The 11,464-nt window shown below is 69.4% G+C and carries 8 protein-coding genes; 6 read left to right on the forward strand and 2 right to left on the reverse strand.

All coding sequences use genetic code 11. The features are described from left to right. Nucleotides 1-62 precede the first annotated feature (62 nt). The 4 genes from HNR24_RS01315 to pheT all read left to right on the forward strand — a co-directional run bounded on the left by HNR24_RS01315 (nucleotide 63) and on the right by pheT (nucleotide 6,801). Entirely contained in the window at nucleotides 63-1,769 is a 1,707-nt protein-coding gene (locus HNR24_RS01315; RefSeq protein ID WP_259392385.1) for a glycoside hydrolase family 13 protein, read from the forward strand. 263 nt (nucleotides 1,770-2,032) lie between these two features. Continuing rightward, a complete protein-coding gene (locus HNR24_RS01320) occupies nucleotides 2,033-3,148 on the forward strand; it encodes an ICP22 family protein (RefSeq protein ID WP_182494776.1) in 1,116 nt (371 codons plus the stop codon). A 50-nt stretch (nucleotides 3,149-3,198) separates the two neighbouring features. Next, entirely contained in the window at nucleotides 3,199-4,248 is a 1,050-nt protein-coding gene (pheS, locus tag HNR24_RS01325; protein WP_182494777.1) for a phenylalanine--tRNA ligase subunit alpha, read from the forward strand. 3 nt (nucleotides 4,249-4,251) lie between these two features. Then, nucleotides 4,252-6,801, forward strand: a complete 2,550-nt coding sequence (gene pheT / locus HNR24_RS01330; RefSeq protein ID WP_182494778.1) for a phenylalanine--tRNA ligase subunit beta — start codon at nucleotides 4,252-4,254, stop codon at nucleotides 6,799-6,801. 88 nt (nucleotides 6,802-6,889) lie between these two features. On the opposite strand, the gene HNR24_RS01335 is transcribed toward pheT, so the two are convergent. Both HNR24_RS01335 and HNR24_RS01340 read right to left on the reverse strand, forming a co-directional pair. Continuing rightward, nucleotides 6,890-8,086 (reverse strand): N-acetylglucosamine-6-phosphate deacetylase, encoded by a 1,197-nt coding sequence (locus HNR24_RS01335; protein ID WP_310735361.1) that lies wholly within the window; start codon nucleotides 8,084-8,086, stop codon nucleotides 6,890-6,892. 35 nt (nucleotides 8,087-8,121) lie between these two features. Then, complete coding sequence (locus tag HNR24_RS01340) at nucleotides 8,122-9,129, reverse strand: quinone oxidoreductase family protein (RefSeq protein WP_182494779.1); 1,008 nt, start codon at nucleotides 9,127-9,129, stop codon at nucleotides 8,122-8,124. Between the two features lie 103 nt (nucleotides 9,130-9,232). Between HNR24_RS01340 and argC the strand changes: the two genes are divergently transcribed. After that, complete coding sequence (gene argC / locus HNR24_RS01345; RefSeq protein ID WP_182494780.1) at nucleotides 9,233-10,264, forward strand: N-acetyl-gamma-glutamyl-phosphate reductase; 1,032 nt, start codon at nucleotides 9,233-9,235, stop codon at nucleotides 10,262-10,264. Beyond that, nucleotides 10,261-11,460: a bifunctional glutamate N-acetyltransferase/amino-acid acetyltransferase ArgJ gene (gene argJ / locus HNR24_RS01350; protein ID WP_182494781.1), complete on the forward strand. Its 1,200-nt coding sequence runs from the start codon at nucleotides 10,261-10,263 to the stop codon at nucleotides 11,458-11,460. Before argC ends, argJ begins: the two co-directional genes overlap by 4 nt. Nucleotides 11,461-11,464 lie beyond the last annotated feature (4 nt).

The raw sequence follows: 11,464 nt of genomic DNA on the forward strand, positions 1-11,464 counted from the left end.
AAGCAGGTTCCGAGACGCACGAACCCGAGACCCACCCGCAACAGCGAAAGGACGAGAGTCCCTTGTCATTCACCTCCACCGCAGCAGCACCGAGAACGACCACCGCAGAGGGCACCGACCCCCAGTGGTGGCGCCAGGCAGCGGTCTACCAGATCTACCCGCGCTCCTTCGCCGACGCCGACGGCAACGGCATCGGCGACCTGCGCGGCATCACCTCGCGGGTGGGGTATCTGCAGGACCTCGGGGTCGACGCCGTCTGGCTCAGCCCCTTCTACCCCTCCGCCCTGGCCGACGGCGGCTACGACGTGGACGACTACCGCGACGTCGACCTCAAGATCGGCACGCTGGACGACTTCGACGTCATGATCTCAGGCCTGCACAGCGCCGGGATCCGGCTGATCGTGGACATCGTGCCCAATCACACCTCCGACCGGCACGAATGGTTCCTCGAGGCGCTGCAGGCGCCCAAGGGCTCCCCAGCCCGGGATCGCTACATCTTCCGCGACGGGCTGGGGGAGACGGGCGAGCAGCCGCCCTCGGACTGGACCTCGATCTTCGGCGGACCCGCCTGGACCCGGATCACCGAACCCGACGGCACACCGGGGCAGTGGTTCCTGCACAGCTTCGCCAAGGAACAGCCCGATCTGAACTGGCGCAACCGAGAAGTCCATGAGGACTTCCTGCGCACCCTGCGGTTCTGGTCCGACCGCGGCGTGGACGGGTTCCGGGTCGACGTCGCGCACGGTCTCTCCAAAGATCTGCCGGCGAACCTGCCGAGTCAGGCCGAGCTCGACGCCACGCCCAAGGACGGGGCCCACCCGATCTGGGACCGCGATGAGGTCCACGAGATCTACCGGGAATGGCGCGAGGTCTTCAACGAGTACAACCCGCCTAAGATCGGGGTGGCCGAGGCGTGGGTGGATTCAGCGCGGCGTCCGAAGTACGCCTCCGCCGAGGGCCTGGGCCAGGCGTTCAACTTCGACCTGCTCGAGGCGAGCTTCGAGGCCGAGGCGTTCCGCGAGACGGTGGCGTTCAACCTGGAGCTGGCCGCGAAGTCCGGATCCTCCAGCACCTGGGTGCTCTCGAACCACGATGTGGTGCGCCACGCCACCCGCTATGGGCTCCCGCCCAAGGCCGACGGTGAGGAGAAGGCTGGCACCAACTGGCTGCTCAACGGGGGCGCTTCCCCGGAGCTGCAGGCCGAGACCGGTCTGCGCCGAGCCCGTGCCGCCTCGCTGTTCGAGCTCGCCCTGCCCGGCAGCGCCTACCTCTACCAGGGGGAGGAGCTGGGCCTGCATGAGGTCGCGGAGATCCCCGACGCCGACCGTCAGGATCCAACGTTCTTCCGCAGCCCGGGGTCCAGCGTCGGCCGCGACGGCTGCCGGGTCCCGCTGCCCTGGTCCAGCGAGGGTGCGAGCTTCGGGTTCGGCCCGGAGCACGCCCATCTGCCGCAGCCGGACTGGTTCTCCGGGCACAGCGTGCAGGCCCAGGACACGGCCGAGGATTCGACCCTGAACATGTACCGGCGTGCGCTGCAGCTGCGCCGCGAGCTGCAGGGCGAGGACACCCTGGAGTGGATCGAGCTGCCCGGAGCCGAGGGTTCCTCCACCGAGGTGTTGGCCTTCCGCCGTCCCGGAGGGTGGATCTGCGTGACCAACTTCGGGGAGCAGGCCGTTCCGCTGCCGGCGGGGGAGGTCCTGGTCAGCTCGCAGCCGCTGCGCTCCGAGGTGCTGCCGGGGGAGACCACGGTCTGGCTGCGCGAGCACTGACCGGTCCCTGAGAGGGCCGGGCCGGGGCGGCCCGGCCCGGCCCGACCCATGGGAGCCTCCCCGCGGCATCTGTCGCATGTCTATGCCATGTCCCATCGGTATTTCGGCCCAAAGCCATGGGACATGGCATAGCGATGCGACGAACGGGGGGCGATGAACGTGGGTCCTGCGATGAACCTGAGCGGCCCTGGGGCTACCTGTGCGGGGGTCCGGATTCGCACTCGATTCCTGGGCGCACGTCGTGCACCGGTAGCGTGAAACTCATGGACCTCTCCGCCCCGACCTCCCAGACCCTGCGCCCGGGGCTCCTGCTCAGCGCCATGTTCCTCGCCGTGACCCTGCCCGCCTGCGGTTCCAGCGCGGCCTCCGAGGATGCCACCGCCGAGCAGCCCAGCGCCGCCCCGGAGGCCGAGGCCGGCGCGGGGAGTGACGGGAACGAGGCCGAGGCCGAGGCCGAGAGTGACTCGAACGACGACGCCGCGGATTCCGCTGCGCAGGGCGAGGACCCCGAAGGTTCAGAGGGTCCCGAAGGTGCAGAGGATCCCGAAGGTTCAGCTGACGGGGATGAACCCGAAGCCGAGCCGGTCGAGCTGCCGGGCGGAGGCGACACGCTCTTCCCGGACCGGCGCTTCGTCGCCGCCTATGGCGCTCCCGGCATTCCGGCGCTGGGGGTCATGGGGGAGGGCACCCCTGAGGATGCTGCGGAGCGGGTGAAGTTCTACGCCGAGCAGTACCAGGAGCACTCCGAGGAACCGGTTCAGCCGGCCTTCGAGATCATCACCTCCATCGCGATCTCCGAGCCCGGGGTGGACGGGAACTACACCAACGCACTGGACCCTGAGGTCATCGAGCCCTGGGTGGAGTTGGCGGCCGAGGAAGAGATCTACGTAGTGCTCGATCTACAGCCTGGCCACGCCAGCTTCCTGGACCAGGCGCAGGACTACGAGGAACTCCTGGCCCAGCCCCACGTCGGGCTGGCGCTGGATCCGGAGTGGCGGCTCAGTGAGGGTCAGCGGCACATGGAACAGATCGGTTCGGTGACCGCCGAGGAGATCAACCAGGTCTCCGACTGGTTGGCCGGACTCACCGAAGAGCATGAGCTGCCACAGAAGCTGCTGGTGCTGCACCAGTTCAAGCACGCCATGATCACCGACCGCGAGGACATCGACACCTCCCATGAGGAGCTGGCCATCCTGCTCCACGCCGACGGCCACGGAACACCTTCGATGAAGACTGAGACCTACGAGAGCCTGCAGCGGGACCTCAGCGAGGACATCTGGCTGGGCTGGAAGAACTTCTACGACGAGGACTCCCCGACCTTCACCTCGGCGCAGACCTTCGCCCTGGACCCCACACTGTGGTTCGTCTCCTACCAGTGACCCGCATAAACTGACCGGGATTGTTTCCACCCACCTGACCCGGGAGCAGAATGTCCACGCCCGAAACACCGCATCCGCTGGATGAAGCCGCCATCGAGAATGCTGTCCAGCAGGCCGTCGACGCCTTCGCCGCCGCCGGCGATCTCGAGGAGCTCAAGACCGCCCGCCTGGCGCACACCGGAGACAAGGCGCCGCTGGTGCTGGCCAACCGTGCGATCGGGTCGCTGGAGAAGACCGAGAAGGCCGCCGCGGGCAAGCTGCTCGGCGGCGCTCGCGGGAAGATGCAGAAGGCCCTGGCCGCGCGCACCGCGGTGCTCGAGGCTGAGCACGCGGAGCGGATCCTGGTGGAGGAGACGGTGGACGTCACCGCGGCGCCCCGGCGTCGTCCGCTCGGTGCCCGGCACCCGCTCTCAGTGCTGCAGGAGCGGGTCTCCGACGTCTTCATCGCCATGGGCTGGGAGATCGCCGAGGGCCCGGAGGTGGAGTCCGAGTGGTTCAACTTCGACGCGCTGAACATCGCCCCGGACCACCCCTCCCGGGAGATGCAGGACACCTTCTTCGTGGAGCCCCCGGAGGCGCACCTGGTCCTGCGCACGCACACCTCCCCGGTGCAGATCCGCTCGCTGCTGAGCCGCGAGCTGCCGGTCTACGTGCTCTGCCCCGGAAAGACCTTCCGCACCGATGAGCTCGACGCCACCCACACCCCGGTGTTCCACCAGTTCGAGGGCCTCGCGGTGGACAAGGGACTGACCATGGCTGACCTGAAGGGCACGCTGGAGCACTTCGCCCGGCAGATGTTCGGCCCCGACGCCGCCATCCGGCTGCGCCCGAGCTACTTCCCCTTCACCGAACCCTCCGCCGAGCTCGACGTCTGGCACGCCCAGGCCAAGGGTGGCCCGCGCTGGGTGGAATGGGGCGGCTGCGGCATGATCAACCCCGCCGTGCTGCGCGCCGCCGGGGTGGACCCAGAGGTCTACACCGGCTTCGCGTTCGGCATGGGCATTGAGCGCACCCTGATGTTCCGCAACGGGGTCCCGGACATGCGCGACATGATCGAAGGCGACATCCGCTTCAGCCAGCACTTCGGAATGGAGGTCTGAGACATGCGCATTCCGCTTTCTTGGATTCGTGAATACACCCAGTTCCCCGAATCGGGCACCGCAGAAGATCTGATGGCCGAGCTGGTCAAGGTCGGGCTTGAGGAAGAGGACGTGCACCGTCCCACCGATTCGCTCAGCGGCCCGATCGTCGTCGGCGAGGTGCTGGAGAAGATCCCCGAGCCGCAATCCAACGGCAAGACCATCAACTGGTGCCAGGTCCGAGTGGTGCCCGAGGGTGCCGCGCAGACCCTGACTCAGGAGGGCATCGACCCCTCGGGAGTCCAGGGCGTGGTCTGCGGCGCGCACAACTTCGAGGTCGGGGACAAGGTCGTGGTCACCCTCCCCGGTGCGGTGCTCCCCGGAGACTTCCGGATCGCCGCGCGCAAGACCTACGGCCACGTCTCCGCCGGCATGATCGCCTCGGTGCGCGAGCTCGGCATCGGCGAGGACTACGACGGGATCCTGGTGCTCTCGCGGCTGGGACTCGACCCGGAACCGGGCACCGACGCCATGGAGCTGCTGGGCCTCTATGACTCCGCCGCGGAGATCAACGTGACCCCCGACCGCGGCTACGCCTTCTCCATCCGCGGGATCGCCCGGGAGTACTCCCACGCCACGTCCACCCCGTTTACCGACCCGGCAGCCCAGATCAGCACCACCAAAGACGACGACGCCCGGCCCGGTCACGAAGTCACGCTCACCGATGACACCCCCATCTACGGAGTGCACGGCTGCACCCGGTTCGTCACGCACACGGTCACCGGGATCAACCCGGCCGCGCCCACCCCGCCCTGGATGGCCTCCCGGCTTCGCCTGGCCGGGATGCGCTCGATCAACATCGCCGTGGACGTCTCAAACTACGTGATGCTCGAACTGGGTCAGCCCAACCACTGCTACGACGCAGCCAAGCTCGACGGCGGCATCGAGGTCCGCCGTGCCGCGGCCGGTGAGAAGCTCACCACCCTGGATGAGAAGGTCCGCACGCTGAACCCGGAGGACCTGGTGATCGCGGATCAGTCCGGTCCCATCGGCATCGCCGGGGTGATGGGCGGGGCGCGCACCGAGGTGGACGCCAGCACCTCGAGCATCGTCGTGGAGGCCGCGCACTTCGATCCGATCAGCATCAGCCGCAGCAAGCGCCGGCACAAGCTGCCCTCGGAGGCCTCCAAGCGCTTCGAGCGCGGCGTCGACCCGCTGCTGGCCCCGCTCGCCGCGCAGCGCGTGGTGGACCTGTTAGTCCAGCTGGCCGGGGGTACCGACTCTCGCGAGGTCACCGACGCCGGAGCACCTGTGCTGCCGCAGCCGATCCGGCTGGAGTCCACGCTTCCGGAGCAGCTCACCGGGGTGGCCTACACCCCGGAGCAGATCCGCTCCACACTGGAGGCCATCGGCGCCGAGCTGGGTCAGGACGGGGAGCACCTGCTGGTGACCCCGCCGAGCTGGCGCCCGGACCTGACCATCCCCGCCGCCCTGGTGGAGGAGATCGCCCGGCTCGTCGGCTATGACCAGATCCCTTCCAGGCTTCCGGTGCCGCCGGCTGGCCGTGGACTCACCACTTCCCAGCAGCGCCGCCGCGGCGTCTACGCTGGCATGGCCGCGGCAGGCTTCACCGAGGTGCTCAGCTACCCGTTCTTCTCCGAGGCCGCCAACACCCGGTTCGGGCAGGCCGAGGACACCGGGAAGCCGATGCCGATGCTGCGTCTGGCCAATCCGATCGCGAGCCAGTACCCCGCGCTGCGCACCACCGTGCTCCCGGGGCTGCTGGAGGCGCTGCGCCGCAACGTCTCCCGCGGCTTCACCGATGTGGCACTCTTCGAGGCCGGCACGGTCTTCCACCCGAAGTCCCAGCTGGGTTCGGCGAGCATCCCGGACCTCGGGGCCTACCCCGGGGAAGAGGTGCTGGCAGGGCTCGACGCCGGGATCCCGGATCAGCCGCTGCACCTCGCGGCTGCGCTCAGCGGCGCCGAGACGGCCGAGCTGCCAGGTGTCCCCGGACGGCGTCGTGACTGGGCCGATGCGGTGGACGCCGCGCAGAAGGTCGCTGAGCTGCTGCGCGTGCGCCTCGAGGTGGTCCAGGGCCGGCACCAGGCCTTCCACCCCGGGCGCACCGCCGAGCTGCGGTTCAACGGAGTGAGGGTCGGTCACGCCGGTGAGCTGCACCCCAAGGTCATCGAAGAACTCGACCTGCCCGCCCGCACCTCGGTGATGGAGCTGGATCTCTCCGCGCTCATCGACGGGTCCCCGGAGCAGATCAGCGCCGAGCCGATCTCGACCTTCCCGCCGACCACCCAGGATGTCTCTCTGATCGTCGCCGAGCAGCTTCCGGCCGGGGAGCTGGAGGCCAGCCTGATCGAGGGTGCCGGGGAGCTGTTGGAGAGCATCGAGCTCTTCGACGTGTACTCCGGTGAGCACATCGAGGCCGGACACAAGTCGCTGGCCTTCGCGCTGCGCTTCCGGGCCGCGGACCGCACGCTCACTGCCGAGGAGGCCTCCGAGGCCCGCGCCGGCGCCGTCGCCCTAGCCCAGCAGCGCCACGGGGCTGTGCAGCGGTAAGCGCAGCATCACGTGCAGCGGTGACAACGCGGGGCTGACCCAGCCCCCCACGGTTCACTGCTGAGGACTCAGGTGGTCCGGCAGACGCTCAGTCTGCCGGGCCATCGGTCTGTGAGGCACCCGAGGACCGCTGATCCAGCCAGCGCCCGCGGTACATCACCCGGCGCACCTGCCATTCCGGGTCCAGCAGCACCAGGTCGGCACGGCCACCGGGGAGCAGCCTGCCGACGTTCTCGAGTCCGATCATGGCCGCAGGGTTCGCGGTGGCGGCCATGAGAGCCTGCGCCGGCTCAATGCCGGCGCGAAGTATGCTCTCCCGCACGGCAGCGGAGAGGGTCAGCGTTGAACCCGCTATCGCACCGAGGCTGCCGTCTGAGGTCACGCGTCTGGCCACGCCCCCGAGAACCTCGACCTCTACCGCTCCAAGTCTGTAGCGGCCGTCCGGGGAGGCAGCCCCGGGCATGGCGTCTGAGACCAGCACCGGACGCTGGGGCCCGCCATTGCGTCTTGCGGAGTCCCAGACGAAGCGGATCATCTCGGCGTCGAGATGGACCCCGTCGCTGATCAGTTCGAGGAAGGACGTCGGCTCCTCCAGCAGTGCCAGAGCCGCGCCTGGGTCCCGGTGGTGCAGGCCCTTCATGGCATTGAACAGGTGCGTGGCCGCGCTGGCCCCGGCGGCGATCGCTTCACGCGTCTGCGCGCAGCTGGCCCCGGTGTGACCGACGCCCACGGTCAGTCCCGCCGCGCGCAGCCGGGCAGCGGCCTCCAGGGCGCCGGGCAGCTCCGGAGCGAGGGTGACATAGCGCAGCAGCTGCCCCGCCGGCTGCTCGAGCACCGCCGAGACCGCCTCCGGGGTGGGGTCGCTGAGCAGCGACGCCTGATGGGCCCCGCAGTGCCAGGGACTCAGCCACGGCCCCTCGAGGTGGATCCCGGCGAGATCGCCGGTCTCCACCAGGGCCCGGAGCTGCTTCGCCTGCTCCAGCAGCTCCGGGACCGATGCGCTGACCAGGGAGGCGAGCATGCTCGTGGTGCCGCGCCGACGATGTGCCGCCAACACGGTCCGGCCTGCCTCGGCGCCGTCGGTGAACGCCGCGCCGCCGCCGCCGTGGGCGTGCACATCGACGAACCCAGGGGCCAGCACGCCCTCGGTGAGGTGCAGATCCGGCGTCTGGGGTGGGTGACCATGCCCGGCGTCGAGGATGCGTCCCTGCTCCAGGCGTAGCCAATACCGCCCGAGGGCCCCCTCCGGGGTCAGCGCCGCCTCAGCGAGGATCAGCTGTGTCACAGGAGACGGGCCCGACTCGGCATGGTGGCTGCTTCTCAGGGACGCAGCAGCAGCTTGCCGGTGGTCCGGCGGTTCTCCAGGTCATCGTGGGCTCGTCCCGCCTCGGCGAGCGGGTAGCTGGCTCCGATGCTGAGCTTGAGGTCCCCGCTGGTCAAGGCGCTGAAGAGCTCGGCGTAGCGCCAGCTGCGCTCCTCGGCGTTGCGCAGGTACCAGTGCGTGGCCGGTCGGGTGACATAGAGCCCGCCTCGGCGGTTGAGCTCCTGCGGGTCCAGCGGGGGCACCTGCCCGGAGGCGCCGCCGTAGAGCACGAACAACCCACGGATCGCCAGGGAGTCCAGAGAACCGACATAGGTGTCCTTGCCGACGCCGTCGAAGACCGCCGCCACACCCTCACCCTTGGTGATCTCACGGACCCGCTCGGCGAAGTCCTCATAGCCCAGCACATAGTCCGCTCCGGCAGCCTGCGCGATCTGGGCCTTCTCCTCGGTGGAGCAGGTGGTGATCACCCGCACCCCCTTGGCCTTGAGCAGCTGAGTCAGGATCTGACCCACCCCGCCGGCGCCGGCGTGGGTCAGCACGGTCTCGCCGGGGGAGACCCGGTAGGTGGAGTTGACCAGGTAGTGGGCGGTGATGCCCTGCAGCGGCAGCGCGGCGGCCTGCTCATCGGTGACCTCATCCGGGACGCGGACGGCTTTGCCGGCGTCGACCAGGAAGTGGCTGGCGTAGGTGCCGGTGGAAGCCTCCAGGGTGGTGATGCGCTGGCCCACCGAGAGGGACTCTACGGACTCTCCCACGGCCAGGATGCGGCCAGTGGCTTCGGTGCCGGGAACGAAGGGGTGCTCCACGGGGTAGACGCCGCTGCGCTGGTAGGTCTCGATGAAGTTGACCCCGGTCGCGGCGGTCTCCACGAGTACCTGGTTCGGCCCCGGCTCGGGCAGCGGCACCTGAGTCTCGATGAGCACCTCGGTCCCACCTGCCTGCTCGGCATGCACCACACGGGCTCTGTCGGGCAGGTCCTCCGGGAAAACGCTCTGTTCATTCATGGCCGCAAGCGTACCCAACGCAGGCCCGCGGCGGCGAAGTTCCCGGACACCAGTAATGCATAATTATTGGTGATGACGCATATATCGGCCTAGACTGCTGGGTATGACCTATTCGATCGCTGTCTCCGGAGCCTCAGGCTACGCCGGGGGAGAAGTCCTGCGACTGCTGGCCGGCCACCCCGAGGTTCACATCGGCGCCGTCACCGCCCATTCCAGCGCAGGGGAGCGCCTGGGCAGCGTGCAGCCGCACCTGCTCTCCCTGGCAGACCGGGTATTGGTGGAGACCACCGCGGAGAACCTGGCCGGACACGACGTCGTCTTCCTGGCCCTGCCGCACGGAGCTTCGGCGGAGATCGCCGACCAGCTCGGCGAGGACACCATCGTGATCGACGCCGCCGCCGACCACCGGCTGGAATCCGCCGCCGACTGGGAGAAGTTCTACGGCTCCGCCCACCAGGGGACCTGGCCCTACGGGCTGCCCGAGCTGCCCGGAGCCCGCGCCACACTCACCGGCGCCCGACGCATCGCGGTGCCCGGCTGCTATCCCACCACCATCATGCTCGGTCTGGCCCCTGGCCTGGCGGCGGGACTGCTGGCCCCCGATGACATCGTGATCGTCGCGGCCACCGGCACCTCAGGTGCAGGCAAGGCGCTGAAGCCCCACCTGCTCAGCGCAGAGGTCATCGGCGGGATGAGCCCCTACGGGGTCGGCGGAGTGCACCGGCACACCCCGGAGATCGAACAGGGCCTCAGCGGCGCGGCCGGTACCCCGGTCCAGGTCAGCTTCACCCCCACCCTGGCCCCGATGCCGCGCGGCATCCTGGCCACCTCCACCGCCAAGCTCGCCCCCGGCACCACCGAGGCAGGACTGCGCGCGGCCTACCGCGAACACTACGACGCCGAGGCCTTCGTCCACCTGCTCCCAGAGGGCCAGTGGCCGGCCACCAAGCAGGTGGTGGGCTCCAACCACGTCACCATCCAGCTGGCCGTGGACGAGCACGCCGGGCGCGCCGTCGTCGTCTCGGCCGCAGACAACCTGACCAAGGGCACCGCCGGCGGCGCCGTGCAGTCCATGAACATCGCCCTCGGTCTCGAAGAGACCACCGGGCTCAACCTGCTGGGAGTCTCCCCATGAGTGTCACCGCCGCGAAAGGATTCAGCGCCGCAGGCGTCGCCGCCGGACTGAAGTCCGCCGACGCCCAGGGCAACCCGCCGCGCGACGTCGCGCTGGTGCTCAACCACGGACCGGACAAGCACGCCGCCGCCGTGTTCACCACCAACCGGGTCGCTGCGGCACCGGTGCTCTGGTCCCAGCAGGCGATCATCGATGGCCGCGCCGACGCTGTGGTGCTGAACTCCGGCGGGGCCAATGCGTGCACCGGACCGCAGGGCTTCGCCGACACCCACCAGACCGCCGAGGTCGTGGCCGAGCAGCTGCAGTCCACCGGGGCCGACGTCTCCGCCGGGGACGTGCTGGTCTGTTCCACCGGGCTGATCGGGGTCCGCCTGGACATGCCCGCGCTGCTGCAGGGGATCGACGCCGCCGTGGCGCAGCTGGAACCCGCCGAGGCCGCCGGAGCGCGCGCGGCGCAGGCCATCATGACCACCGACTCGGTCATGAAGGTCTCCACCGCGACGAGCGCGGAGTTCACCATTGGCGGCATGGCCAAGGGCGCCGGCATGCTCGCCCCCGGGATGGCCACGATGCTCTCGGTGCTCACCACCGACGCGGTGATCGCCCAGCCCGACCTCGACGCCGCGCTGCGCGAGGCCGTCCGGCTGAGCTTCAACCGCGCCGACTCCGACGGTTGCATGTCCACCAACGACACCGTGATCGCGATGGCCTCCGGGGCGCACCCGCAGGCCGACCCCTCCGGAGTGGACCTCTCCGAATTCCAGGCCGCGCTGAACCAGGTGTGCCAGGATCTGGCCACCCAGCTGATCGCCGATGCCGAGGGCGCCCACCACGAGATCGCGATCTCCACGATCAACGCCGCCACCGAGGAACAGGCCGAGACCGCCGGACGCGCCGTGGCCCGGTCCAACCTGTTCAAGACCGCGATCTTCGGACAGGACCCCAACTGGGGCCGGATCCTCTCCGCGGTGGGCACCACCGACGTCGACTTCGACCCCTCCACCATCGACGTCAGCGTCAACGGGGTGTGGATCTGCCGCGCCGGGGGGATCGGGGAGGACCGAGACCTGGTGGACCTGCGCGGGCGCCACGTGAAGGTGGTCATCGATCTGAAGTCCGGCGACGCCGAGGCCACGATCCTCACCAATGACCTGACCCACGACTACGTGCATGAGAACTCTGCCTACTCCAGCTGATCAA

It is taken from the genome of Nesterenkonia sandarakina (assembly GCF_014138825.1).
Classification (GTDB): Bacteria; Actinomycetota; Actinomycetes; order Actinomycetales; family Micrococcaceae; genus Nesterenkonia; species Nesterenkonia sandarakina.

What these genes read in the sequence shown, in the direction of transcription:
- HNR24_RS01320 (WP_182494776.1), top strand. Translation starts at nt 2,033, where the DNA reads ATGGACCTCTCCGCCCCGACCTCCCAGACCCTGCGCCCGGGGCTCCTG.
- pheS (WP_182494777.1), top strand. Translation starts at nt 3,199, where the DNA reads ATGTCCACGCCCGAAACACCGCATCCGCTGGATGAAGCCGCCATCGAG.
- pheT (WP_182494778.1), top strand. Translation starts at nt 4,252, where the DNA reads ATGCGCATTCCGCTTTCTTGGATTCGTGAATACACCCAGTTCCCCGAA.
- HNR24_RS01340 (WP_182494779.1), bottom strand. Translation starts at nt 9,129, where the DNA reads ATGAATGAACAGAGCGTTTTCCCGGAGGACCTGCCCGACAGAGCCCGT.
- argC (WP_182494780.1), top strand. Translation starts at nt 9,233, where the DNA reads ATGACCTATTCGATCGCTGTCTCCGGAGCCTCAGGCTACGCCGGGGGA.
- argJ (WP_182494781.1), top strand. Translation starts at nt 10,261, where the DNA reads ATGAGTGTCACCGCCGCGAAAGGATTCAGCGCCGCAGGCGTCGCCGCC.